Here is a 24,288-nt window from a genome sequence, read left to right on the forward strand (position 1 = left end):
TTTCCACGCATCTCGGCGCGATCCATCCAATTTATGTAAACCTTAAATTAATCACGATCGTAAGCATTGCATTAACCTTGTTTTGACGATTGCCGCTGCAAAGTCCGGCTTGGCTAGGTGGTTTGCCAAGGGCGAGGGTTCGGACAGATGCCAGCATCCCGATTGATTATTCTGAGCGTGGCGGTGGCCGCGGCGGGCGGTGCTGGCTATGTCGCAAAAAACATGGTCGCTCCGCCGCCTCAGATCGTCGTCGATTCTGGCCCCCAGGCCCCGGCGGTATCCCTGCAGGATGTGCTCGTGCTTTCGGGTGATGTCGCGATGGGCAACGCGCTCCAGAACAGCATCGCCTGGCAATCCTGGCCCGCTGACGGCATCAACGCGAATTTCATCACCAAGGCCACCGCTCCCGATGCCCTGGAGAAGCTGAAAGGGTCGATTGCCCGTGTGCCGATGTATGCGGGCGAGCCCGTGCGGCGCTCCAAGCTGATCGGCGAGGGGCAAAGCTTCATGTCGTCCATCCTGCCTTCCGGCATGCGGGCGGTCGCCACGACCATATCGGCCGACACCTCGGCCGGCGGCTTCATTCTTCCAAACGATTTCGTCGACGTCATCATGACCCGCAGGGCCGATGCCAACACCGGGGCCGGCTTCAGCACCGAGACCATCCTGAAGAATATCCGCGTCCTGGCAATCGATCAGACCATCCAGGAAGACGAGGAAGGCAAGAAGACCAGGGTAGGCCAGACCGCCACGCTGGAGCTGACACCCAAACAGGCGGAGATCATCACCGTTGCCCAGCAGATGGCGGATCGCCTGACGCTGGCGCTGCGGGCGATCACGGACACCCAGGAAAAGAATGTGGACGAGGCCGACTATCTCGTTTCCGGCAATGGTCGCAGGGGAACGGTGAGGCTGATCAAGTCGGGCGAAGTCTCCGAGGTAGGGGCAAGGAAATGAGGCTAAGCGCTAAACTGCCGGCAATCGTAGCCATGGCATTCGGCCTGCTGCTCGTCGGAGCGAATGTGCAGGGCGTCGAGGCGAAGAGCACGCAGGTGTCGGCCACGACAGCCACCCAGCGCGTCAAGCTTGGCCTCAACAAGTCGGTGGTCATCGACCTGCCGAGCGATGCCTATGACATTCTTGTCGCCAATCCCTCCGTTGCCGACGCCGTGACCCGTACCGCAAGGCGTATCTATCTCTTTGGCAAGTCGGTCGGCGAAACCAACATCTTCGTCTTTGGACCGAACGGCGAACAGATCGCCAGCCTGGACCTGGCCATCGAGCGCGACGTCGCCGGCCTGGAAGACTATATCAAGCGCTTCCTTCCGACCTCCGCCGTCAAAGTGGAACTGCTCAACGACAACGTGGTTCTGACCGGCACCGTGGATACCCCCTTGGATGCCAAGCGTGCCGAACAGCTGGCAAATATGTTTGTGTCCGGCGGTGAAGCGACGACGGGACAATATTCGCAGACCGCCGCTGGCGGCTCGGCCCAGAGCGGTGTCGACATCAACAATCCGGACCAGGAGCGCCGCGTCAGCCAGATCGTCAATCTGCTGCAGATCATCGGAGATGATCAGGTCACGCTGAAGGTGACGGTGGCCGAAGTCAGCCGTTCCGTGATGAAGCAGCTCGGCGTCAATATGGTCGGCAGTGGCGGCAGCAACGGCATCAGCTATGGAGCGATTAGCGACAATTTCACCGGACTCGGTAAGCAGCTGTCGAATTCGGGGTTCAATATAGGCGCCTCGGGGCTGCAAGCCTATGTCAATGCCATGGAGCAGTCCGGGGTCATGAAGACCTTGGCCGAGCCCACCTTGACTGCCGTATCCGGCGAGAAGGCAACCTTCAAGGTCGGCGGTGAATACAACATGGTGAGCGGCGTCACGGCGAACGTGTCGACCGACAACCAGACTGGCCTGAAGAACTATACCATCGACAAGATCGAATATGGCATCGGCCTGGAGTTCCAGCCGGTGGTGCTGTCTCCCGGTCGCATCAGCCTGAAAGTCAGAACGTCGGTTTCCGAGCCGACCACCGAAGGGTCCGTTTCGCTGTCCTCGGGTGTGACAGGTCCCGGCACGAATGTCCTGTCTCTGCGCAAGCGTCTTGCCGATACGACGGTGGAACTGCCCTCCGGCGGCTCCATGATGATCGCCGGCCTTGTTCGCGACGATGTCAGGCAAGCCGTCAACGGCTTGCCTGGACTGACAAAGATCCCGGTGCTCGGCGCGCTCTTCCGCAGCAGGGATTTCGTGCGCAACGAGACCGAGCTCGTCATCATCATTACGCCCTATCTGGTGAAGCCGGTGGCGCGCAATGAACTCGCCAAGCCGGACGACAATTTCAACCCTCCAAGCGACGGGGCCGGCATGTTCCTTGGGCGTGTCAATCGCGTCTACGGCACCATGCAGACCGACAGGCCCAACGGCCGCTATCATGGCGTTGTCGGCTTCATCTACAAGTGAACGGGAAAGCGGACATGTCTCAGTCAGTATTGAAGGCAAAGACCATGGCAATGCGCTCCGGCCGTTCTCGAAAAGGCCTGCGGGTCCTTCCGATCCTCGCGGCAGCGTTGACGGCTCTCCTGGCCGGTTGCGCCCACCGCGACAGCGTTACCGTCGGCGCCATCCCCGACGACTATCGCACCAATCATCCGATCGTCATCGCGGAGAAGAACCAGAAGATCGATCTTCCCGTTGGCGCCGGTGACCGTGGCATGACCGGCGCGCAACGCGACACGCTTCTGGGGTTCCTCGACGGCTACGACAAGTCTGCCGCTCCGACATTGACGATCCAGGTTCCAAGCGGATCCGCCAACGAGCTTGCCGCCACGGCGGCCGGCCGTGATTTCGCCCGGCTCGCGGCCGCCGCCGGTATCGAGCGCAACCGGATCGTCGTGGTCTCCTATCAGGCTGGATCGAGCGAGGCATCAGCCCCGGTCCGCGTCTCCTATATCGCGGTGAGGGCACAGACCGACAAATGCGGACGTTGGCCCGATGACCTAGTGGAAACGTCGGAAAACAAGCACTACGCCGATTTCGGCTGCTCCTATCAGAACAATCTGGCCGCCCAGATGGCCAATCCGGCCGACCTTCTCGGGCCGCGCAAGTCTACCACCATTGATGCGGCAAATCGCAGCAAAGCCATCGGTGTCTACCAAGACAGGGGCATTTCGGATGAATTCCTCGGCAACTCGGAAGTGACTTACTAAGCCGCCTTCGGAAAGAAGCGACGCCAGGAACAGGCCACGGAAAGAGCATGACCATGAGCAGCCTTGCCTATGACGCCACCGTCGAGGGCGGCGATACCTCGCCGCAGGACGTCGCCGCGATGCAGGCGTTGCGGCCGGTTCCGCGCATTTCGATCCAAGCATTCTGCGAGACCGAGGGCGTAGCCAATCCGGTCCAGCGCGCCGGGGAGGACCGTCGCATGACCAAGGCGCATCTCAAGGTCCATATGGGCGGCGTCGCCACCGCAATCGAATTCTACCAGTCGGCGCCGACACCGAACCTGATCCTGCTGGAATCGCGCAGCGAACCCAAGCAATTGCTGGAGCAGCTCGCCCAGCTTTCGGAATACTGCGATCCATCCTCGAAAGTGGTGGTGATCGGTCACTACAATGATGTCGGCCTTTATCGCGAACTCATCCGTTCCGGCATCTCCGAATATGTCATCGCGCCGGTGTCGATGGCCGACGTTGTCAGCGTCGTGTCGTCGATCTTCGTCGATCCGGATGCCGAACCGCTCGGCCGCACCGTCGCCTTCGTCGGCGCCAAGGGTGGCGTCGGCTCTTCCACGATCGCCCACAACGTCGCCTGGGCAATGTCCTCGCTGTTCAAATCCGAGGTCGTTGTCGCCGACCTCGATCTCGCCTTCGGCACCGCCAACATCAATTTCGACCAGGATCCGGCCCAGGGCATTGCCGAGGCGGTGTTCTCGCCCGAGCGCATAGACGAAGTCTATCTCGACCGGCTGTTGACCCAATGCGCCGAGCACCTGTCGCTGCTTGCGGCGCCCTCGACGCTGGAACGCGTCTACGACTTCGATCCCGATGCCTTCGCGCAACTTGTCGATACCGCGCAGCGCAGCGTGCCGCTGCTTGTGCTCGATGTTCCTCATGTCTGGACGGGATGGGCCAAGAACACGCTGGTCAAGGCTGACGAGATCGTCATCACGGCGACTCCGGAACTGGCCAATCTGCGCAACACCAAGAACCTGGTCGACATGTTGAAGCGGCTTCGTCCGAACGACCCGCCGCCGAAATTGATCATCAACCAGGCCGGCGTGCCCAAGCGGCCCGAGATCTCGGCATCCGATTTCGCCGAACCGCTCGGCCTGACACCAATGTCGGTCATCGGCTTTGATCCCCTGCTGTTCGGCAATGCCGCAAACAACGGGCGCATGCTGGGCGAGATGGATGCCAAGAATCCGGTTGTGGCCACGATCAACGAGATTGCCCATGTGCTGACGGGCCGCAGCGAAATCCGGGCGAAGAAGAAAGCTGGCCTGGGCAGTCTGCTCGGCAAGCTCTCGCGCAACAAGAAGTGACGCAATGGGGTCGGTAGTCGGTCATGTTCGGTAAAAGAGGCAACGACGACGGCAACCGGTTCACGCCGGAATTCCGCCAGCCGGCATCGGCACCGGCTACGATTGCGCCGGCCGCCGCGGGTCCGGCCGACACCGCGGTGCTTGCCCGGCCCGCGGCCACGCCTCAGCCGAGCGCACCTGTCGCGCCGCCGGCCAGGCGCGCGGTCGAAGCGCCACCCATGGCGCCGGAACCGAGGAGGGGCCGCGAAAAGAGCGAAACCTACTATGACACCAAGAGCCAGGTGTTCTCGGCTCTCATCGATACGATCGACCTGTCGCAGCTCGCCAAGCTCGACCCCGAAAGCGCGCGCGAGGAAATCCGCGACATCGTCAACGACATCATCGCGATCAAGAACTTCGCGATGTCGATCGCCGAGCAGGAAGAACTGCTCGAGGACATCTGCAATGACGTGCTTGGCTATGGGCCGCTCGAGCCGTTGCTGGCGCGCGACGACATCGCCGACATCATGGTCAACGGGTCCAAGAACGTCTACATCGAAGTGAACGGCAAGGTCGAGCAGACCGGCATTCGGTTTCGCGATAACCAGCAGCTTCTCAACATCTGCCAGCGCATCGTCAGCCAGGTCGGCCGCCGCGTCGACGAATCCAGCCCGATCTGCGACGCTCGTCTTCCCGACGGGTCGCGCGTCAACGTCATTGCGCCGCCGCTCGCTATCGATGGCACCGCGCTCACCATCCGCAAATTCAAGAAGGACAAGCTGACGCTCGATCAGCTGGTCAAGTTCGGCGCCATCTCTCCGCAAGGGGCAGAAGTTCTCAAGATCATTGGCCGTGTCCGTTGCAACATCGTCATCTCGGGCGGCACCGGCTCCGGCAAGACGACATTGCTCAACTGCCTGACCAACTACATCGACCGCGACGAGCGCGTCATCACCTGTGAGGACTCGGCCGAACTGCAGCTGCAGCAGCCGCATGTCGTGCGCCTGGAAACGCGTCCACCCAATCTCGAGGGCGAGGGCGAGGTGACGATGCGCGACCTGGTCAAGAATTGCCTGCGCATGCGGCCTGAACGCATCATCGTCGGCGAAGTGCGCGGACCCGAGGTCTTCGACCTTCTTCAGGCGATGAACACGGGCCATGACGGCTCGATGGGCACGATCCACTCCAACAGCCCGCGCGAATGCCTGAACCGTATCGAATCCATGATCGCCATGGGCGGCTATTCGCTGCCGCAGAAAACCGTGCGCGAAATCGTCGTCGGCTCCATCGACGTCATCATCCAGGCGGCACGCCTGCGCGATGGATCGCGCCGCATCACCCATATCACCGAAGTGATCGGGATGGAGGGCGACGTCGTCATCACCCAGGATATCGTCCTCTACAACATCAAGGGCGAGGACGCCAACGGCAGGCTGCTGGGAGAACACGTCTCGACCGGCATCGGCCGCCCGCATTTCTGGGAACGCGCGCGCTACTACGGCGAAGAGCAGCGCCTCGCAATAGCGCTCGAGGCCATGGAGAAACGTGCTGACTGACGCACTCACAGGCGTGAAGGTTCTGGTCGATGTTTGGAATTGACGGCACCGTACTGGCGTTTGTCGTACTCGCCGGCTTCAGCGCCGGCGCGGTCGCCTATGTATTTCTGTTCAACCAGATCAGCAACGAGAAACAGGCCGGCAGGCGGCTGGAAACGATCAAGGCCGCCGAGACGGACCGTTCCGTCGTCAAGGCCACCCGCGACCGGGCGGCCGACGCCGCCAAGCGCCGCAAATCGGTGCAGGATTCACTGAAGGATCTCGACGAAAAGCAGAAATCCAAGGACATCGCCGTCAAGAAGCCGCCGCTGAAAGCGCAGCTTCGCCAGGCTGGGATGAAGGTGTCGATCGAACGTTTCTATATCTATTCGGCCATCTGCGGTCTCGCGCTGACGGTGGTCGCGTTCGTGGCCGGTGCGCCGATGATTGTCTTGCCCGGTGTGCTGCTCGCCGGAGCGCTTGGCCTGCCGCGTTGGTTCGTTTCTTTTCGTCGTAGCCGGCGCGTCAAGTCATTCCTCAACGAATTTCCAAACGCGCTCGACGTCATCGTGCGGGCGGTCAAGTCCGGCCTGCCGCTGAACGATGCCATACGCCTGATCGCCAACGAATCCCCTGAACCGGTCAAGACCGAGTTTCGCCGCATCGTCGATTCGCAGCAGATGGGCCTGTCGATCCCCGACGCCACCTTGCGCATGCCCGAAACCATGCCATGCACCGAGGCGAGCTTCTTCGGCATCGTCATCCAGATCCAGTCGCAAGCCGGTGGCAATCTCTCCGAAGCGCTAGGCAATCTTTCGCGCGTCTTGCGCGACCGCAAGAAGATGAAGGCCAAGGTCGCGGCCCTGTCGATGGAGGCGAAAGCATCCGCCGCCATCATCGGCGCCTTGCCTTTCATCGTTGCCTTTCTCGTCTATCTCTCCAGTCCCAACTACCTGATGCCGCTGTTCACGACCAGCGTCGGCCATCTGATCCTCGGTGTTTCCGGCATCTGGATGTCGATCGGCATCTTCGTGATGCGCAAGATGATGAATTTTGAAGTCTAGGGCCGTGGCATGACCGAACAAGTCATCAAATCACTGACGGATCCCAGCCTCCTGATTGCGATGCTGGTCGCTGTCGCCGTGTTCGCAACCGTTTTTACGCTGCTGCCGGCCCTTGGCGGAAACCAGCTCAAGGCGCGCATGAAGTCGGTCGCGCTGGAGCGTGACGAGCTTCGCGCCAAGCAGCGCGCGCGGCTTGCGAACGAGGCCGATCGCCGCCGCAAGGGCCTGCGCGAGCAGCAGTCGGTCGGTATGCGCAACATTGTCGACCGGCTCGATCTGCGCCGTGCGTTGGCCGACGAGTCCACCTTGCAAAAGCTGAAGGTCGCCGGCTTTCGCGGGCAAAATCCGCTAACGCGATTTCTGTTCTTCCGTCTGGTGCTTCCTTTTGTCGGTTTCGCGCTGGGTCTGTTCTATATTTTCGTGCTCGGAGGGTTGCCCGACAAGCCATTGGTGATCCGGCTTTTCGTCTGCATCCTCGTTGCCTATGGCGGCTTCTATGCGCCGGTCCTCTACGTCAACAACCGCGCGACCAAGCGCAAGCAGTCGATCCAGCTGGCGTGGCCGGATGCGCTCGACCTGATGCTGATCTGCGTGGAATCCGGCATGTCGGTGGAAGCCGGCCTGCGCAAAGTCGCCGACGAGATCGGCGCGCAATCGGTGGCCCTGGCGGAAGAATTCATCCTGACCAACGCCGAGCTCTCATACCTGCAGGAACGTAAGCAGGCTTACGAGAATCTTGCGAGCCGTACCGGCTTGGAATCGGTCAGGTCCGTGTCACAGGCGCTCGTCCAGGCCGAGCGCTACGGCACGCCAGTGGCGCTCGCACTGCGTGTGCTTGCCGCGGAAAGCCGCGACATGCGCATGAACGCGGCCGAGAAGAAGGCCGCCGCGCTGCCGCCCAAGCTCACCGTGCCGATGATCCTGTTCTTCCTGCCGGTGCTGTTCGCCATCATCCTGGGTCCTGCCGGCATCCAGGTCAGCCAGCGCGGCATCTTCGGCCAGTCGCAAAGCAACGGCACCCAGTAGGCGAATCCGCACAATCCAAAGCGAAAGAGCCGCGCGGAAAATGCCACGCGGCTCTTTCGTTTGGCGCGATCGGGCGCCGCGCGCGACGATCAGTTGGTGGCGGTTTTCGCCGTTTTCGCCTTGTCCTGATCCTTGAGCTGGCTCCAGGCGTTCTGCTGGGCCAGCATCTGCCGGAGATAGGCGACGTTGGCCTGCGCCTGTTCGGGGGAAAGTTCTTGCGAGGCGATCTTCTCGGCTTCATCGAAGCGACCTTGCAGCCCGACAACAAGCGCCAGGTTCTGACGCACCCGGCTGTCGGCATTCGGCTGCTGGGCGGCAGAGCGCATATAGGTCTCGGCGGTGCGCAGATCCCCTTCCAGCACATAGGACATGCCGAGATTGGAAAGGATCGATGGCTCGTTCGGCTTGAGTTCAAGCGCCTTGCGGTAGAGTTGGCGCGCTTCGTCCTTCTGGCCGACCTGATCGAGGATGGCCGCCTCCGCCGACACCAGCCTCCAGTCGGGGTATTCCGGCGTTTGTGCGCGGCGCACGGCGTCGAGCGCTGCCTCGAGCTGGCCATTGGCGGCCAATGCCTTGCCATAGGCGGCGAGAACTTCGCGGTCCTTGGGGTAGGCGATCGCCAGCTTGCGCATCACGGCAAGCGACTGGTCGGCATCGCCGTCCATCTGCAGCGCCGCCGCGAAATTGGTCGCTATCCGCTTGTCGTTGGGGTTCCTCGCGTAGGATTGGCCAAGTGCGGCCGTGGCGTTGTGCAATTCTCCCGCCGACATCGTTTCCAGCGGCTTGCCGCTGGTGCGTCCGATCGAGCCTGTGGTGAGTTTGTCGGTCGCGCAACCGGCAACGCCCGCCGCGAGCGCTAGCATGAATGCCGTGGTAATGAGCCGTTTTCCCCGGATGTCTATCGTGCGGTTGGTCGGCATCGGCACCTGGGCCTCCATTCATGCGTGGCCATTGCGTGGCCATCTTCCCTCCAGCAGAAATATTCTGTTAACCCTAACGGAGGGTTAAGACGCGCCGACTCGCAAACTCGGCAGGAGAAACATCTGATGTCCGTTGAACTGGTCGAGAGCAAGCCGAAGAACCCGCTGCCAATCCATCTGGTCGCCAGGGATGGGCTGGAGGCAGCCGGTCTGTCGCCGTCTATTGTCGCATGGGCCAAGGCAAACGGCTTTTCCGGCGAGGCTGGCAGGACGCTGGTCCTGCCAGGCGAGAACGGAGCGCTTGGCGGCGCCATGTTCGGCCTCGGTGAGGGCGAGGGCGCGCTTGCCGTCGGTGCGCTGGCGAAAACCTTGCCGGAGGGCGATTGGCATTTTGCCTCCATGCCCGCGGAGCCAGAATTGGCGGCTCTTGCAATCGTGCTCGGCGGTTATGTCTTTGCCCGCTACGGCAAGAAACCGGGCAAGGCGCTGCGCTTCGAGCTGCCGGCCGGTGTCGATGCGCAGCGCGTTCGCCGCGTCGTCGATGGTGTTTTCCTGACGCGCGACCTGGTCAACACACCGACCAACGATATGGGACCGGACGATCTGGAGAAGGCGGTGCGGATCCTGGCTGGGGCTCACAAGGCCGAAGTCTCGGTCATCAAGGGCGACGACCTGCTCGCACAGAACTTCCCGATGATCCATGCCGTCGGCCGCGCTTCGTCCGATGCCCCGCGTCTGATCGACATGACCTGGGGGCGGCAGGGCGCGCCGAAGGTGACGCTGGTCGGCAAGGGCGTCTGCTTCGACACGGGCGGGCTCGACATCAAGCCGTCATCGGGCATGCTGTTGATGAAGAAGGACATGGGTGGCGCCGCCAATGTGCTGGGCCTGGCCTCGATGATCATGGCCGCCGGGCTCAATGTGCGGCTGCGCGTGCTGATCCCCGCGGTCGAGAATTCGATCGCCAGCAACGCTTTCCGCCCGGGAGACGTGCTGGCGAGCCGCAAGGGCATCACGGTCGAGATCGGCAACACGGACGCCGAGGGTAGGCTGGTGCTGGGGGACGCGCTGGCGCTGGCCGACGACGAGGAGCCGCAGCTTCTCATCGACATGGCGACGCTGACCGGCGCCGCCCGCGTTGCGCTTGGCCCCGACCTGCCGCCCTTCTACACCGATGACGAGGCGCTTGCCTCGGAGCTGGCGGCGGCGTCGCTGGCGGTCGAGGATCCGCTGTGGCGCATGCCGCTATGGCGGCCTTACGACGCGAAACTGTCGTCGAAGATAGCCGACATCAACAATGTCACATCAGATGGTTTCGCCGGTTCGATCACCGCGGCGCTGTTCCTCAAGCGCTTCGTCGAGAAGACGGCAAGCTGGGCGCATTTCGACATCTTCGCCTGGAACCCCGCCGATCGCCCGCATGGCCCGGCCGGCGGTGAGGCGCAGGGCATCCGGGCGCTGGAGCGGATCATCTCGACGCGCTATGGCTGATTGCCGCAAGCAGAGTCGGCGATTTCGAGAACTGAAACGGAACCGAAACAATTTGCCGTCATGCTGGCGCGATGTCGATTGCGATGCGCCCGAGCCAGGCCCTGCGACTGTGGCAGCAAGTGATGCTGTCGCAGGTGCGCGAGGACGCGCCTGATCTCACCATGCGTCAGACGGCGATCCTGTTCACCATCTACCTCGATCCGCCGCCGCACACCGTGCGCGGGCTCGCCGCCCGCCTCAACGTCACCAAGCCGGTCATCACGCGCGCGCTCGACACGATGGGCGCGCTGAAACTAGTGTCGCGCCATCGCGACGAGCTCGACAAGCGCAACGTCCTGATCAAGCGCACCGTCGAAGGCGCGCTCTTTGTCGAGCGCTTCGGAGATGGTATCATCGCCAAGGCCCACGAACTGCCGATGTAACCGATTTCCATTTGACCGGATTTGACGATTTGACTGCCAGGGACGCCCGCCTCCACGCCTTTCGCTCCGATCTTGCCGATGCGCGGCTGAAGGGCGAGGTGACGGCCGACCGTTTCGTCGCCGGCCGGCCTGCGCGGATTGCCGCCTCGGTGGCCGATCTGCGCAAGGGGCCGCGGCCCGACGCCGGCATCAACACGCAGTTCCTCTTCGGCGACGATGTCCTCGTCTTCGAGCAAACCGAAGGCTGGGCCTGGGTCCAGGGCGAACGCGATGGCTATGTCGGCTATGTCGCCGCTGCCATGCTGGGCGGGCGCGACCATGCGTCCACTCATATCGTTTCGGTGCCACGCACGTTTCTTTATCCCGGTCCGGACCTGCGCTTTCCGATTGCCGGGCAATTGTCCATGGGATCGACCGTAACCGTTACGGGTGCCGCTGAAACACGGGGTACGCACTATGCGTTGCTGCCCTCCGGTAAAGCCGTGATCGCTGGCCATTTGCAGCCGATCGGCGAAGTGGCCGGCGACTATGTGTCCGTGGCCGAGACATTTCTCGGCACGCCCTATCTATGGGGCGGTGTTTCCGGCTTCGGCATCGATTGCTCCGGCCTGGTGCAACTGGCCATGCGCATGGCCGGCAAGAATGTGCTGCGCGATTCCGACATGCAGGCCGCCTCGATCGGCGAGCCGCTCGGGCCGGGCCCTGATTTTTCGGGGCTGCGACGTGGTGACCTGGTGTTCTGGAAAGGGCATGTCGCCATCATGACCGACGCCGAAACCATGATCCACGCCAACGGCCACACCATGCTTGTGTCGCGCGAAGGGCTGAAGGAAGCCATCGCCCGCATCGGCTATCTCTATGGCGGGCCTACAGGGTTCCGGCGCCCGTAAGGCTTTTTCGATCCCCTTTTGTTCCGAATCTGCTTGGCGATTGCCTGTCGCCGCGCTACCTCTGGCGCGTGACAGTTGAGCCCCGCCTCGCCGGCCAGAATGCCGCAGTCGTCCTGCCCGAGCCATTCCTGAAATGGTTCGGCGAGAAAGGCTGGTCGCCACGCGCGCATCAGATAGAGCTCCTGGCGAAGGCCCAGGCCGGGCAATCGGTGCTGCTGATCGCGCCGACCGGCGCCGGCAAGACGCTGGCCGGCTTCCTGCCGTCGCTGACCGAACTGGCCGTCAGGCCGAAGCGAAAACCAGGCCAGGCGCGGCGCGGCATCCACACGCTGTACATCTCGCCGTTGAAGGCACTGGCCGTCGACATCGAGCGCAATCTCGGCAAGCCGGTCGCGGAGATCGGTCTGCCCGTCACCATCGAAACGCGTACCGGCGACACCCCCGCCCACAAGCGCCAGCGCCAGAAGCTTGCGCCGCCCGACATTCTGCTCACCACGCCGGAGCAACTGGCGCTGTTGATCGCGGCAGGCGACGCGAGACGCTTCTTCGAGGATCTGCGCTATGTCGTGCTCGACGAATTGCATTCGCTGGTGACGTCGAAACGCGGCCATCTTTTGGCGCTCGGCCTCGCGCGGTTGCGCAGCTTTGTCCCTGGCCTGCAGACGATCGGCCTGTCGGCGACGGTGGCCGAGCCGGACGAGTTGCGGCGCTGGCTTGTCAGCCAGAACCCACCGGGTGACATGGCGGAATTGATCACTGTGACGGGTGGTGCCAAGCCCGAAATCTCGATCCTCGATTCCGAGGAGCGCGTGCCGTGGGCAGGGCACTCGGCGCGCTACGCCACGCCGGAAATCTACCGCGAGATCAAGCGCCACAAGACGACCTTGCTGTTCGTCAACACACGCAGCCAGGCGGAGCTGCTGTTCCAGGAGTTGTGGCGCGTCAACGAGGACACGTTGCCGATCGCCTTGCATCATGGTTCGCTCGACGTCGCCCAGCGCCGGCGCGTCGAGAAGGCAATGGGCGAGAACGCGCTACGCGCCATCGTCGCCACATCGACGCTCGATCTCGGCATCGACTGGGGCGATGTCGATCTGGTCGTGCATGTCGGTGCTCCGAAGGGCGCCAGCCGGTTGGCACAGCGCATCGGCCGTGCCAACCACCGCATGGATGAGCCGTCCAAGGCGATTTTGATCCCCGCCAACCGTTTCGAGGTGCTGGAGTGCCGGGCCGCACTCGACGCCAATTATCTCGGCGCGCAGGATACGCCGCCACTGGTCAATGGCGGGCTCGACGTGCTGGCCCAGCATGTGCTCGGCTGCGCCTGCGGCGCACCGTTCCGCGCTGATGACCTATACGAGGAGGTACGAACGGCGGCACCCTATGCCGGCCTCGATCGGCCGACCTTCGACCGTGTCATCGATTTCGTCGCCACCGGTGGCTATGCACTAAAGAATTATGAGCGTTACGCCCGCATCCGCCTCAACAAGGATGGACTGTGGCGCGTCTCCAATCTGCGCGTCGCCCAGCAATACAGGCTCAATGTCGGCACCATCATCGAGGTGCCCGCCCTCAACGTGCGTTACGTCAAGGCCGGCAGCAAAGGCGCGGCGTCGCACGGTGGCCGCGTGCTCGGCAAGATCGAGGAGGCCTTCCTCGAAACGTTGACGCATGGCGATACTTTCATGTTCGCCGGCAAGGTGCTGCGTTTCGAGGGCATCCGCGAGAATGAGTGCTTCGTGTCGAACGCGCCCGGCAGCGACGCCAAGGTGCCATATTATGGCGGCGGCAAGTTCCCGCTCTCGACCTACCTCGCAGAGCAGGTCCGCATCATGCTGGACGATCCGCAGCGCTGGAAGAAGCTGCCGGAGCAGGTGGCCGACTGGCTGCGGTTCCAGTCGGACAAATCCATGCTGCCCAAGCGCGACGATTTGCTGATCGAGACCTTTCCGCGTGGCAATCGCCATTATCTGGTCGCCTATCCCTTTGAGGGCAGGCTGGCGCACCAGACGCTTGGCATGTTGCTCACCCGTCGCCTCGACAGGGCGGGCGTCAGGCCGCTCGGCTTTGTCGCCACTGATTATGCCTTGGCCATATGGTCGCTGGGCGACATGGGCGCGATGTTCAAAGCCAGGAAACCTTCACTGAGCGCGCTGTTCGATCAGGACATGCTGGGCGACGATCTCGAAGCCTGGCTGGCCGACAGCTGGCTTCTCAAGCGCACTTTCCGCAATTGCGCGCTGATCTCGGGCCTGATCGAAAAACGCCACCCCGGCCAAGAGAAGAGCGGCCGGCAGGTCACCGTGTCGACCGACCTGATCTACGACGTGCTGCGCAGCCATGAGCCGGACCACATCCTGCTTCAGGCGACGCGTGCCGATGCGGCGACCGGCCTGCTCGATGTCAGCAGACTTGCGGACATGCTCTCGCGCATCCAGGGTCGAATCATGCATAAGGCGCTCGAACAGATATCGCCGCTTGCCGTGCCGATCATGCTCGAGATCGGCAAGATGCCGGTGAACGGCGAGGCCGATGAAACGCTGCTTATGGATGCGGCGACACTGGTCGAAGAGGCCATGGGGCCCGGGATGGTTGATGAATGAATTTCTCGCTGGCGCGCGCATCGCTGATCGCCGAGGCCGATCTCGTCGGCATCGCGGGCGAGCGCGCGGTCTGCGATCCGCGCGGTGTGCTGTATTTCCCCGAGCTCAAGCTGCTGACGGTATCGGACCTGCATCTGGAGAAGGGGTCGTCCCTGGCAAGGCGCGGCACGCTCATCCCGCCCTACGATACTGGCGCGACCCTGCTCAGGCTGCAGGCGGTCATATCGGACTACCAGCCGTCGATCGTCATCAGCCTGGGTGACTCCTTCCACGACGGTGGCGGCGCAGCGCGCATGCATTCGAGCTTTCGCGAACGGCTGGAAGCGCAGATGGCAGGCCGTGACTGGTTCTGGGTCGCCGGCAATCACGACCCCGAAGCGCCGGCGGATCTGCCTGGCGAGACCGTGCGGGAACTGGCCATAGGCTCGCTGCTGTTCCGGCATGAGCCATCGAAGGTGAGGGTAGAGGGGGAAATATCGGGCCACCTCCATCCCTGCGCCCGTATCGTGCAACAAGGCCGCTCGGTGCGCAGGCGCTGCTTTGCCGGCGATGGCGGCCGCATGATCATGCCGGCCTTCGGCGCCTATACCGGTTCGCTCAACGTGCTCGACCGCGCCTATGCCGGGCTGTTTCGCCTGGAGTCGCTGATGGCCTACATGCTCGGCACCGAGCGCATCTTCGCCATCTCGCACTCGATGCTGCGGCCAGGCTGATATCTATCGCCCATAATAGAGCATGACCGTGTGCTTCGCTTCGGCGAAGAACAGCCAGCGTTCGACCAGCATGCCGGCAAACTGGGCGATCGCGGCCAGCGCCGATAGCGCCGCCGCGAGCGGCCACGGCAAGGCGAAGGCGGCAAGCAGCAACAGGATCGGCAAACCGAAGGCCAGCGCCTGCGTGATCCGGCGCAGCTTGGCGCTGTGCTTGCGCGCGATGCGAAAGCCCATTTCCTTGAGCAGGTAGTTTTCTTCCGTATGCGGCCACTCCAGCGACTGCACCGTCCCACCGGTCAGCCCCGTCGCGGTGTTGGCACTGGTCGGGATTTCAAGCCGGTCGTTGTGGCGCCAGGTCGCGAGCTTCCAGCCCCAGCCAAGCAAGGTGAGCAGCACGGAAGCTGCAAGGAGAATAGTCGAGCCGAGCGCAAGACCTTGCAGCAGGGCATTCACAAGCACGCAGCCGCTCATCGCCGAGTAGATGAGATAGCCGGGCAAGGTATAGGGGCTGTGCCACTGGGCGATCGGTTTCAGCGAGGCATAGATCATGCCGGTCATGCAGACGGTGACGATGGCGCCAATCGCGGCAAGAAGTCCGGCAGCAGCGACCCATCCATCGACCCGGCCAAGAAGGACCCAGCCGATGCCGAACAGTCCCGCCGGGACGAAGGTGGCGACCGAGGCAACGCCTTCGCGCGACAGCCATGAGCTGCGCCATTGCGAGAACGCCCGCCAGGCCCGTTCGGGCCTGCCGAGATGGCCGGTCGATGACAACAGGCCGGCGGCGATCAGGCCGAGCGCCAGCCCCATGCCGACGAAGCCCGGCCAGAAATCGGGCGCGACGAAGCCGGCCGGGCCGAGCACGCCCAGCAGCGCGAGCAGCCCATAGCCGGCACCCGTGGCGGTGGTGAAGAAGACGACGGAAAAAGCCGGATGCATGGATGGTCAGCTCGAAAGCATGCGGTCGACCCAGCCAAGGAAACCGCCCTCGGCCCGTAGCGGCTCCAGCGCGGGAGCGATCACCGATGCGGCGCGTTGCGTGTGAGCGCGCGGGGGCAGGTATTTGTTGGTCGGGCGATAGCCGAGTTCGGACATCAGGTCGACACCGCCGCGCTCCGCCGCCAGTTGCGAAACGGGGGATTGGGGATCGCCGAGGTCGCCGAAATGCCGGGCGCTGGTCGGGCAGGCGGCGACGCAGGCCGGCACGCGGTCCCCCTCGGCCAGGTTGTCGTTGTAGATGCGGTCGACGCAGAGCGTGCATTTCTTCATCACCCCGACATCGCCATCGAATTCGCGCGCGCCGTAAGGGCAGGCCCAGCTGCACAATTTGCAGCCGATGCACTTGTCCTCGTCGATCAGCACGATGCCGTCCGACGCGCGCTTGTAGGAGGCGCCGGTCGGGCAGACGGTGACGCAGGCCGGCGTCTCGCAATGCAGGCAGGAACGCGGGAAGTTGACCGTGCGCCCACCCATCTCGGTGATGTGCTCGTAACTGTGCACGCGGTTGAACCAGACCCCGTCGACATGGCCGCCATAGGGGTCGATGTCGGTCAGCGGCGCCATGTGGCCGCCGGTGTTCCATTCCTTGCAAGCGGTGACGCAGGCCTGGCAGCCGACACAGGTGTCGAGGTCGATGACGAGGCCGAGCTTCTTGCCGCCTGGATTTGGAAGACAGGTCATTCGGTTGCCTCTCTTGCCTGCCGAAACCCGGCGCCGAAAGTGAGCTTGTCGGGCGAGGGTTCGAAATGCGGCGGCTGTTGAAAACGCTCGAATTGCGGCTCGGTGAAGCCGGCCTCCTCCGCCGCGCATTTGACGATGCGCACGCGCAGATCGAACCACGCCGCCTGTCCCGTGACCGGATCGGAATTCGAATAACGCTTGCCCTGCGCGTCGGCCAAGGTCTGGTCCCCAATGATGTGGTTGAGCAGGAAGCCGCGATTGCTTTCGGCGGCATCGTCTTTCAGCCCCCAACTGCCGCGTCGCTTGCCGATCGCGTTCCAGGTCCACACCGTGCTTTCGTTGACCCCTTCGACCAGCTTGATCTGCCCCTTGACCCTGCCGTTGATGCTCTCGATCCACACCCAGTCGTCGTCGCCAAGGCCGAGCCCGGCGGCGGTTTGCTGATGCACGAACAGCCGGTTCTGGCTGGTGATCTGCCGCAACCACGCATTTTGCGAACCCCAGGAATGGTACATGTGCATGGGCCGCTGCGTCAGCGCGTGCAGCGGGTATTCTTCCTGGTCGACGGACGCTTCCTCGAACGGCATGTACCAGAACGGCAGCGGGTCCATGTAGGTCTCGACGCGCTTGCGTTCGCTTTCGGGCGGCACCACCCGGCCATGACCACGCGCGGCCAGCCGAAAACGCTGCATCGGTTCGGAATAGAGCTGGAAGACGATCGGCTCGGCCTTGGGGATAAAGCCCAGTTGCACCGCGAAGTCGAGATAGGAGCGGTTGGCCATCTTGTAATAGCGTTGGTCCTCGGTGAAATCGTGGTGCCAGAACCCGCCATTGTCGATGTAGCGTTGCAACTGGTTGGGGTTGACGTCGCCCTTGCCGATCGAGTTTTCGTCCTTGCCGCGCCAGCCTGCGAGCGGGCCGATGCCGGGCGTGCGTTCATGATTGACGATGTAGTCGGCATAGTCGCGGTACTTCGGCGAGCTTTCGTCATCGGCGAAGCCGGGCAGGCCAAGCCGCGCGCCGAGGTCGATCAGCACCGACTGGAAGGGCCTGACGTCGCGGTCGGGCTCGACGACCGGATGGCGAATGGCGTCGCCCGGCCCATCGGCATGGCTGATCGGCCGGTCGAGCAGGCTGATGCAGTCATGACGCTCGAGATAGGTGGTGTCGGGCAGGACCAGGTCCGCGAACGGCACGGTCTCGGAGTAGTAGGCATCGGAATAGATGATGAAGGGGATCTTGTAGTTGCCCGCTTCGTCATGGTCGGTGAGCATGGCCATGGTCTCGACGGTATTCATCGAGGAATTCCAGGCCATGTTCGACATGTACATCATCAGCGTGTCGATCGGGTAGGGATCGCCGGCCCAGGCGTTGCGGATGACTGTGTGCATCAGCCCATGCGCCGCAAGCGGCGAATCCCAGGAATAGGCCTTGTCGATGCGTAGCGGCGTGCCCGCTTCGTCGACCAGCAGATCGTCGGGTCCACAGACGAAACCGAGCGGCATGCCGTCGAGCGGCGTCATCGGCCTGACATCCTTGCCGCAGGGCTTCGGGCCTGGCGGCGCCGACCTGGGATAGGGCGGCTTGAAGCGGAAGCCGCCCGGCACATCCACCGTGCCCAGCAGAACCTGCAGCAGGTGGATGGCGCGACAGGTGTGAAAGCCGTTGGAATGGGCCGAGATGCCGCGCATGGCATGCATCGAAACCGGCCGTCCCTTTATCGTCTGATGCCGGCGCCCGGCCCAATCGGTCCATGCCACCGGCAGTTCGATCGCCTGCTCGAAGGCGACATGGGCCAGTTCGGCGGCGATCCGGCGGATCGTTCCGGCCGGGATGCCGCAACGCTCCGCGACCGCATCGGGAGAATAGCTGACGTCCATGTAGCGGTCCGCGATCAGCTGGAACACGGGAAGGCACCTGCGCCCGTCGACTGTGAAGCTGCCGGTCAGTGCCGGTTTGGCATTTGAATCGACTGCGTTGACGGAGGTCGTCGCCACTCTGTCCCATGCCAGCGGATTGCCGTCGCTGTCGCGCATGAACAGCCCGTCATCGGCCGCGCCCGGCTCCTGGATAACCAGGACACGCGCGTTGGTGTAGCGGAGCAGATAATCGAGATCGACGCGGCCGGCTTTCAAGAGCTCGTGGATCAGCGCGAACACGAACAGGCCGTCCGTGCCGGGCCGGATGCCGATCCAGTCGTCGGCGATCGCATTGTAGCCGGTCCGGCATGGATTGATCGACACCACCTTGGCGCCGCGCGCCTTGAGCTTGCCCAGTCCGATCTTGATCGGATTGGAATCATGGTCCTCGGCAACGCCGAACAGCATGAAGTATTTCGTGTTGTCCCAATCGGGCTCGCCGAACTCCCAGAACGAGCCGCCGATCGTGTAGAGCCCGCCCGCCGCCATGTTCACCGAACAGAAGCCGCCATGAGCGGCGAAGTTCGGCGTGCCGAACTGGCTCGCCCACCACCCTGTAAGAGATTGTGATTGGTCACGGCCCGTGAAGAAAGCGAGTTTCTTAGGATCGGTCCGGCGGATATTCGACAGCCGCTCGGTGGCGATCGAGAAGGCCTCCTCCCACTCGATCTCGCGGAACTCACCCGAGCCGCGCGGCCCGGTGCGCAGCAATGGCTTCTTCAGCCTGGCCGGGCTGTAGTGCTGCATGATGCCGGAGCTGCCCTTGCCGCAGATCACGCCGCGATTGACCGGATGATCCTTGTTGCCGTTGATGTAGCGGACCTTGCCGTCTTTGATGTGCACGTCGATGCCGCAGCGGCAGGCGCACATGTAGCAGGTCGTCTTGGCGATGCTGTCGGAAACATCAGGCGAGGTGTCGACACCGTCGCCTTCATCGGGCGCCCGCGTGTCGGCAAGCGGGCGTTGCGAGGGGGCTGAATTGGCGCCGCGCGGCGGTCCTTGCATCATGATCCCGTGGTGCTCGCGCGGTCAGCGGATTTGGCTCGCGTCTTCGGCCCGGGGCCGCGCATATAATGTTCTTCGGGATGGTAGCGGTCGCCGGCCAGCCGTCGCCTTATACCGCGGCTCCAATGCGCAAGCAGGGATCTGAACCGCCCGATCATTTTGCTCTTTGCGACCTGCAGGCTAATTTTTTCTAAATTCCGCAGGAAAAGTAGAATAAAGCTATCGATCCGTCTAATCAGTTGTTCTTGTAAATTCGATCGATATTGGTTCTTAATGCAGGCATGACCCTCGACCAGTTGCGCATTTTCGTCGCCGTCGCAGAGCGCGGCCACATGACCAAGGCGGCGGAGCTTCTGGGCATTTCCCAATCGGCCGCGTCGGCGGCCATTCGCGCTCTGGAAGAGCAGCATGGTGTCCATCTGTTCAACCGCGTCGGCCGCAACATCGAGCTGGCTCAGACCGGCCATCGGTTTCTGCCGGAGGCCAAGGCCGTGCTGGAGCGGGCCGCCGCCGCGCGCAATGTCCTGGAACATGTTTCGCAGACGGTCGCCGGCAGCCTCTCCATCGCCGCCAGCCTGACCATCGCCAGTTACTGGCTGCCGCGCCGGCTGGCCTCTTTCCACGAGGCCTATCCGGCCGTCAGGCTGAGCGTCACCATCGGCAACACAAGGCAGGTCGAGGCCAGCGTGCTGGATGGAACCGCCGATCTCGGCCTGGTCGAAGGGCGCACCGAGTCCGACTTATTGCGCCGCGTCAAGGTCGATACCGACCGGTTGATGCTGGTCGTTGCCAGCTCCCATCCAGAGATCGCCGAAACCGCGCCGGGCCGCCCTGACATCACCGGCCTGCGCTGGATAATCCGCGAGGGCGGCTCCGGCACGCGTGAGGTGCTGGAGGATCTGGCGCGCCGCGAGGGGATTTCGCTTGCCGACCTCAGGATATTCCTGGTGCTGCCCAGCAACGAGGCGGTTCGCCAAGCTGTCGAGGCGGGTGCCGGCGCGACCATCATTTCGGAGCTGGTGGTCGGGCGCGCGGTCGCCGAGGGGAGCCTGAGAGCCGTGCCGATTGAATTGCCGAAGCGCGACTTCGCCATGATCACCCACCGCGACCGTCAGGCAAGCCTGGCCCAGATGGCGCTGAAGGCGCATCTGGCCGCGGAGGCGAACGGGACTACGTAGGGGTAGGTTCAGCCGAACTTCCGCTGCGCATCGAGCGCCAGGCCGAGTCCGACCGATCCGAACATATCGCCTTCTATGACGGAAGCCCGCGGCACCAGCGACAGGATTTCCCGCCTTGCCAGCGGGATCGCCGTCGATCCGCCGGTCAGGAACACCGCGGTGATGTCGGAGGGCTTGACCCCGGCGTCGCGGATGGTCTGCGCCACCGTTTCGGTAACCCGCTCGATGTCCCGAGCGATCGTGGCCTCCAGCCCGTCGCGTGTGATCCCGGCGGCGAACGCCGCGCCCGGCAGCTTCACCGCCACGTCCGCCGATGACATGTCGGTCAGCTCTATCTTGGCTTTCTCGACCAGCGCCGCCAGCGCGTGCCCGTAGCGGTGCTCGACGATATGGATGAAGCGGTCGACCAGGTCGGCGCGCGCGGCCTCGTAGCGGATCTGGCGCAGATGCGTCATCGCCTTGGCGGTGTAGACCAGATTGATGCGCTGCCATGTGGCGAGATCGATGAAGTAGCTGGCCGGCAGATTGCGCTTGCCGTCCTTGGTCGCGGAGAGGTAGCCGAGCTGTGGCATGACATGGGCGATGCTCAGCAGCCGGTCGAAATCAGTGCCGCCGATATGGATGCCGCGGCTGGCCAGGATGTCGTCCTTGCGATCGGTCGATCGCGCGCGCTCCGGCGAGACCCGCACGATGGAGAAGTCGGACGTGCCGCCGCCCATGTCGATGATCAGCGCCAGTTCCTCGCGTGTCACCTTCTGCTCGTAATCGAGCGCCGCCGCGATCGGCTCGAACTGGAAAGCGATATGCTTGAAGCCTTGGGCACGGGCAGCCTTCTCGAGTTCGCCTTGCGCCTCCGCGTCGGCTTGCGCGTCGTCATCGACGAACTGCACCGGGCGGCCGAGCACCACGCTCTCCACCACGCCGCCGGCGTCCTCTTCCAGCCGCGTCCTCAGATGACCGATGAACAGGCCGATAATGTCGATGAAGCCGATCTGGCGTGCCTTGATCCGCGTCTTCTCGTGGGCGAGCGAACTGCCGAGCACGCTCTTCAACGAGCGCATCAGGCGGCCTTCGATGCTGTCGGTATAGTCGCCGATCGCGCGGCGGCCGAAATAAGTATGGCCGTCCTCGAAATTGAAGAACACGGCACTTGGCAAAGTGGGCTGCCCGCCCTCCAGCGGGACCAGCCGCGCCTTGCCGTTGCGGATGACGCCCACCGTGGAATTGGACGTGCCGAAGTCGATGCCGCCGAATGCCTGATGCATCGCAGCCTCCTGTCATTGTTTCATGGCGGCAAAACAGCGGCGACGCGTCGCCGCTGTCATCGGGATGCCGGACCGCTCCTGGCGAACGGTATGTGCTTGTTTGCCCCTGGGTTGGGAGGCGGCGGTTTATCGCATGGCGGCGAAAAGGGGAACCCTCTTTTCCCGCGGCATCAATCCTTGCGGAACACCAGCCGGCCGAGCCAGCCCGTCACCATGGCCAGCGATACGGCGAACACGCCGTAGAGGAACGAATAGTCGTGGGCGACGCGGAAGATCGATTGTTCGAAGCCCGATTTGCGGATTTCGAGCTGCGCCGAACTCTCCTTGACGAATAGGCCGCTCTTGAACAGGAATGCGCGCGCCTTGTGCGTGCCGACCGAGACATCAGGCGCCAGCCTGACGGTAGCGCGAAACAGGTTCTGCGACAGGAATTGCACGCCGCCGACATTCTCGCTGTAGAGGCCGGCGGCGGCCTTGCGTTCGCGCAGTGCGGCCGTGAATTCCTCGATCGTCGCCGGGCTGTCTCCGGCTTCGGCGGGCTGCATGTAGAGGTTGGAGGCGCCGAGCGACAGCTGCTTGTAGCTGTTGGGTTCGGTGATGTCCTGCAGCGGCCGCGTCGTCGCGACCGAATAGGACACCGGCACGTTCTCAAAGGTCTCGGAATCCAAATTGACCCAGACGCCCAGCACCCGGTCCTTGCGGCGCACGACCACCGGTTTCGGCGGCCCTTCGAGCACGACGATGACGTCGTAACGGCCCTGGCGTGCGACCAGCGGGTCGGGATTTTCCAGCGAACCGAAGATGGTCAGGTCGGCGCCGGAAAAACCGGCGGTGATCGACACCGCGTCGGTGGAAAGGCCGATCTGGATGCCTTCCGTCAGCGGCGTCTGCGCCTTCGCCGGCGCGGCGGCGATCAGGGACAGGAGAGCGACGGCTGCGAGCGCTTTCAGGCCATTCATCAGTTGAGGCCCAGGCCGGACAGCGAATAAAGGTTGGGCGGCGTGACGAACAGATCGGTGGCAAGCCGGATCGCCACCGCCAGCACCAGCAGCGCCAGGAGCGCCCTCAATTGCTCGCCGCGCAGCCGCTGGCCGGCCTTGGCGCCATATTGCGCCCCAGCCACGCCGCCGGCCATTAACAGGAATGCCAGCATCACATCGACGGTCTGGTTTGTGGTGGCGTGAACCAGCGTCGTATAGGCGGAGGTGAAGATGATCTGGAACAGCGAGGTGCCGATGACGACATTGGTCGGCACTTTCAAGAGATAGATCAGCGCCGGCACCATGATGAAGCCGCCGCCGACACCCATGATCGACGACAGGAAGCCGATGCCGGCGCCAAGCCCGAGCACCGGAATGACGCTGACGAACAGTTTCGACGCGCGGAAGCGCATCTTCAGCGGCAGGCGGTGGATCCAGTTGTGCTGGCCGGATTTCTTCAGCACCGGTGCCGCGCCGCTGCGCGTGGCGCGCAGGGCGTTGATGCTCTCGACCAGCATCAGCCCGCCGACGGTGCCGAGCAGCACGACGTAGAGCAGCGAGATGAACAGGTCGAGCTGGCCGAGCCTGCGCAGGAAGCCGAACACATAGATGCCGCCGGTTGAGCCGACGACGCCGCCGGCCAGAAGCACGCTGCCGAGCTTGAAGTCGAGCGTCCCTCGCTTCATGTGCGACAACACGCCGGAGACGGAAGAAGCAATAACCTGGTTGGCGCCGGTGGCGACCGCGATCGCCGGCGGGATGTTGTAGAAGATCAAGAGCGGCGTGATCAGGAAGCCGCCGCCCACCCCGAACATGCCCGACAGGAAGCCCACCGCGGCGCCCATGGCCAGCAGCACGAAGACGTTGACGGAAATTTCCGCGATCGGGAGATAGATGCCCACCCGTCTGTCTCGATCAGTTTGCCTGTCGGCGAATAAAGCCGCTGCGGGCACTATCGCATCGAAAAGCCAATTTTCTCTTGCGCCGACGCGGCAGCGGGACCAAACCCCGTCACCGCGCCGAAACAAAAAACAACTCAATCAGTTAACAGGCAAATGTAAGGCAAG

General features: G+C 63.4%; 20 protein-coding genes. 13 read left to right on the forward strand and 7 right to left on the reverse strand.

The features are described 5' to 3' along the window. Nucleotides 1-147: 147 nt before the first annotated feature. The 7 genes from cpaB to LB524_RS06575 are packed head-to-tail and all read left to right on the forward strand — an operon-like array spanning nucleotide 148 to nucleotide 8,155. Nucleotides 148-957 (forward strand): Flp pilus assembly protein CpaB, encoded by an 810-nt coding sequence (cpaB, locus tag LB524_RS06545; protein ID WP_140614762.1) that lies wholly within the window; start codon nucleotides 148-150, stop codon nucleotides 955-957. Then, nucleotides 954-2,468 (forward strand): type II and III secretion system protein family protein, encoded by a 1,515-nt coding sequence (locus LB524_RS06550; RefSeq protein WP_224524509.1) that lies wholly within the window; start codon nucleotides 954-956, stop codon nucleotides 2,466-2,468. Before cpaB ends, LB524_RS06550 begins: the two co-directional genes overlap by 4 nt. A 14-nt stretch (nucleotides 2,469-2,482) precedes the next feature. After that, nucleotides 2,483-3,214 carry a CpaD family pilus assembly protein gene (locus tag LB524_RS06555; RefSeq protein WP_224524512.1) on the forward strand — a complete coding sequence of 244 codons (732 nt, stop codon included), beginning with the start codon at nucleotides 2,483-2,485 and terminating at the stop codon, nucleotides 3,212-3,214. A 47-nt stretch (nucleotides 3,215-3,261) separates the two neighbouring features. Next, a complete protein-coding gene (locus LB524_RS06560; RefSeq protein ID WP_140787154.1) occupies nucleotides 3,262-4,551 on the forward strand; it encodes a CpaE family protein in 1,290 nt (429 codons plus the stop codon). A gap of 23 nt (nucleotides 4,552-4,574) precedes the next feature. Continuing rightward, nucleotides 4,575-6,086 carry a CpaF family protein gene (locus LB524_RS06565; RefSeq protein ID WP_015319329.1) on the forward strand — a complete coding sequence of 504 codons (1,512 nt, stop codon included), beginning with the start codon at nucleotides 4,575-4,577 and terminating at the stop codon, nucleotides 6,084-6,086. Nucleotides 6,087-6,115: 29 nt separating this feature from the next. Further along, nucleotides 6,116-7,129 carry a type II secretion system F family protein gene (locus LB524_RS06570; protein WP_015319328.1) on the forward strand — a complete coding sequence of 338 codons (1,014 nt, stop codon included), beginning with the start codon at nucleotides 6,116-6,118 and terminating at the stop codon, nucleotides 7,127-7,129. A 9-nt stretch (nucleotides 7,130-7,138) separates the two neighbouring features. Next, nucleotides 7,139-8,155 carry a type II secretion system F family protein gene (locus LB524_RS06575; protein WP_015319327.1) on the forward strand — a complete coding sequence of 339 codons (1,017 nt, stop codon included), beginning with the start codon at nucleotides 7,139-7,141 and terminating at the stop codon, nucleotides 8,153-8,155. A gap of 89 nt (nucleotides 8,156-8,244) precedes the next feature. Here LB524_RS06575 and LB524_RS06580 read toward each other — a convergent pair whose 3' ends face one another. Next, the gene (locus LB524_RS06580) at nucleotides 8,245-9,075 is read right to left on the reverse strand and encodes a tetratricopeptide repeat protein (protein ID WP_140821731.1); all 831 of its coding nucleotides are present in this window, start codon (nucleotides 9,073-9,075) and stop codon (nucleotides 8,245-8,247) included. A 126-nt stretch (nucleotides 9,076-9,201) separates the two neighbouring features. Between LB524_RS06580 and LB524_RS06585 the strand changes: the two genes are divergently transcribed. The 5 genes from LB524_RS06585 (at nucleotide 9,202) to pdeM (ending at nucleotide 15,194) form a co-directional block, all read left to right on the forward strand. After that, on the forward strand, nucleotides 9,202-10,566 hold the full coding sequence (locus LB524_RS06585) for a leucyl aminopeptidase family protein (RefSeq protein ID WP_224524515.1): 1,365 nt from the start codon (nucleotides 9,202-9,204) through the stop codon (nucleotides 10,564-10,566). Between the two features lie 71 nt (nucleotides 10,567-10,637). Beyond that, complete coding sequence (locus tag LB524_RS06590; RefSeq protein WP_023773016.1) at nucleotides 10,638-10,988, forward strand: MarR family winged helix-turn-helix transcriptional regulator; 351 nt, start codon at nucleotides 10,638-10,640, stop codon at nucleotides 10,986-10,988. 29 nt (nucleotides 10,989-11,017) lie between these two features. After that, nucleotides 11,018-11,878, forward strand: coding sequence for a C40 family peptidase (locus LB524_RS06595; RefSeq protein WP_140614756.1), 861 nt, complete (start codon nucleotides 11,018-11,020; stop codon nucleotides 11,876-11,878). Between the two features lie 68 nt (nucleotides 11,879-11,946). Further along, nucleotides 11,947-14,481, forward strand: a complete 2,535-nt coding sequence (locus tag LB524_RS06600; protein WP_224524519.1) for a ligase-associated DNA damage response DEXH box helicase — start codon at nucleotides 11,947-11,949, stop codon at nucleotides 14,479-14,481. Further along, nucleotides 14,478-15,194: a ligase-associated DNA damage response endonuclease PdeM gene (pdeM, locus tag LB524_RS06605; RefSeq protein WP_140722891.1), complete on the forward strand. Its 717-nt coding sequence runs from the start codon at nucleotides 14,478-14,480 to the stop codon at nucleotides 15,192-15,194. Before LB524_RS06600 ends, pdeM begins: the two co-directional genes overlap by 4 nt. 3 nt (nucleotides 15,195-15,197) lie before the next feature. Here pdeM and LB524_RS06610 read toward each other — a convergent pair whose 3' ends face one another. Genes LB524_RS06610 through LB524_RS06620 form a run of 3 tightly spaced genes read right to left on the reverse strand, consistent with a single transcriptional unit; the run spans nucleotide 15,198 to nucleotide 19,801 of the window. Then, nucleotides 15,198-16,133, reverse strand: coding sequence for a dimethyl sulfoxide reductase anchor subunit family protein (locus LB524_RS06610; protein WP_224524522.1), 936 nt, complete (start codon nucleotides 16,131-16,133; stop codon nucleotides 15,198-15,200). 6 nt (nucleotides 16,134-16,139) lie between these two features. Continuing rightward, nucleotides 16,140-16,874, reverse strand: coding sequence for a 4Fe-4S dicluster domain-containing protein (locus LB524_RS06615; RefSeq protein ID WP_224524525.1), 735 nt, complete (start codon nucleotides 16,872-16,874; stop codon nucleotides 16,140-16,142). Continuing rightward, complete coding sequence (locus LB524_RS06620) at nucleotides 16,871-19,801, reverse strand: molybdopterin oxidoreductase family protein (RefSeq protein ID WP_224524527.1); 2,931 nt, start codon at nucleotides 19,799-19,801, stop codon at nucleotides 16,871-16,873. Before LB524_RS06620 ends, LB524_RS06615 begins: the two co-directional genes overlap by 4 nt. Before the next feature lie 278 nt (nucleotides 19,802-20,079). On the opposite strand from LB524_RS06620, the gene LB524_RS06625 reads away from it, so the two are divergent. Then, nucleotides 20,080-20,976, forward strand: coding sequence for a LysR family transcriptional regulator (locus LB524_RS06625; protein ID WP_015319316.1), 897 nt, complete (start codon nucleotides 20,080-20,082; stop codon nucleotides 20,974-20,976). Nucleotides 20,977-20,984: 8 nt separating this feature from the next. Here LB524_RS06625 and LB524_RS06630 read toward each other — a convergent pair whose 3' ends face one another. The 3 genes from LB524_RS06630 to LB524_RS06640 all read right to left on the reverse strand — a co-directional run bounded on the left by LB524_RS06630 (nucleotide 20,985) and on the right by LB524_RS06640 (nucleotide 24,123). After that, nucleotides 20,985-22,241: an Hsp70 family protein gene (locus LB524_RS06630; RefSeq protein WP_140660670.1), complete on the reverse strand. Its 1,257-nt coding sequence runs from the start codon at nucleotides 22,239-22,241 to the stop codon at nucleotides 20,985-20,987. Between the two features lie 170 nt (nucleotides 22,242-22,411). Further along, nucleotides 22,412-23,200, reverse strand: a complete 789-nt coding sequence (locus LB524_RS06635; protein WP_140614750.1) for a TIGR02186 family protein — start codon at nucleotides 23,198-23,200, stop codon at nucleotides 22,412-22,414. Continuing rightward, a complete protein-coding gene (locus tag LB524_RS06640; protein WP_015319313.1) occupies nucleotides 23,200-24,123 on the reverse strand; it encodes a sulfite exporter TauE/SafE family protein in 924 nt (307 codons plus the stop codon). The genes LB524_RS06635 and LB524_RS06640 overlap by 1 nt, the downstream gene beginning before the upstream one ends. Between the last annotated feature and the right edge of the window lie 165 nt (nucleotides 24,124-24,288).

Source organism: Mesorhizobium sp. ESP6-5 (assembly GCF_020164695.1).
GTDB classification, from domain to species: domain Bacteria; phylum Pseudomonadota; class Alphaproteobacteria; order Rhizobiales; family Rhizobiaceae; genus Mesorhizobium; species Mesorhizobium australicum.

What these genes read in the sequence shown, in the direction of transcription:
- LB524_RS06580 (WP_140821731.1), bottom strand. Translation starts at nt 9,075, where the DNA reads ATGCCGACCAACCGCACGATAGACATCCGGGGAAAACGGCTCATTACC.
- LB524_RS06635 (WP_140614750.1), bottom strand. Translation starts at nt 23,200, where the DNA reads ATGAATGGCCTGAAAGCGCTCGCAGCCGTCGCTCTCCTGTCCCTGATC.
- pdeM (WP_140722891.1), top strand. Translation starts at nt 14,478, where the DNA reads ATGAATTTCTCGCTGGCGCGCGCATCGCTGATCGCCGAGGCCGATCTC.
- LB524_RS06565 (WP_015319329.1), top strand. Translation starts at nt 4,575, where the DNA reads ATGTTCGGTAAAAGAGGCAACGACGACGGCAACCGGTTCACGCCGGAA.
- LB524_RS06615 (WP_224524525.1), bottom strand. Translation starts at nt 16,874, where the DNA reads ATGACCTGTCTTCCAAATCCAGGCGGCAAGAAGCTCGGCCTCGTCATC.
- LB524_RS06575 (WP_015319327.1), top strand. Translation starts at nt 7,139, where the DNA reads ATGACCGAACAAGTCATCAAATCACTGACGGATCCCAGCCTCCTGATT.
- LB524_RS06560 (WP_140787154.1), top strand. Translation starts at nt 3,262, where the DNA reads ATGACCATGAGCAGCCTTGCCTATGACGCCACCGTCGAGGGCGGCGAT.
- LB524_RS06630 (WP_140660670.1), bottom strand. Translation starts at nt 22,241, where the DNA reads ATGCATCAGGCATTCGGCGGCATCGACTTCGGCACGTCCAATTCCACG.
- LB524_RS06555 (WP_224524512.1), top strand. Translation starts at nt 2,483, where the DNA reads ATGTCTCAGTCAGTATTGAAGGCAAAGACCATGGCAATGCGCTCCGGC.
- LB524_RS06620 (WP_224524527.1), bottom strand. Translation starts at nt 19,801, where the DNA reads ATGATGCAAGGACCGCCGCGCGGCGCCAATTCAGCCCCCTCGCAACGC.
- LB524_RS06550 (WP_224524509.1), top strand. Translation starts at nt 954, where the DNA reads ATGAGGCTAAGCGCTAAACTGCCGGCAATCGTAGCCATGGCATTCGGC.
- LB524_RS06590 (WP_023773016.1), top strand. Translation starts at nt 10,638, where the DNA reads ATGTCGATTGCGATGCGCCCGAGCCAGGCCCTGCGACTGTGGCAGCAA.
- LB524_RS06625 (WP_015319316.1), top strand. Translation starts at nt 20,080, where the DNA reads ATGACCCTCGACCAGTTGCGCATTTTCGTCGCCGTCGCAGAGCGCGGC.
- LB524_RS06570 (WP_015319328.1), top strand. Translation starts at nt 6,116, where the DNA reads ATGTTTGGAATTGACGGCACCGTACTGGCGTTTGTCGTACTCGCCGGC.
- LB524_RS06585 (WP_224524515.1), top strand. Translation starts at nt 9,202, where the DNA reads ATGTCCGTTGAACTGGTCGAGAGCAAGCCGAAGAACCCGCTGCCAATC.
- LB524_RS06610 (WP_224524522.1), bottom strand. Translation starts at nt 16,133, where the DNA reads ATGCATCCGGCTTTTTCCGTCGTCTTCTTCACCACCGCCACGGGTGCC.
- cpaB (WP_140614762.1), top strand. Translation starts at nt 148, where the DNA reads ATGCCAGCATCCCGATTGATTATTCTGAGCGTGGCGGTGGCCGCGGCG.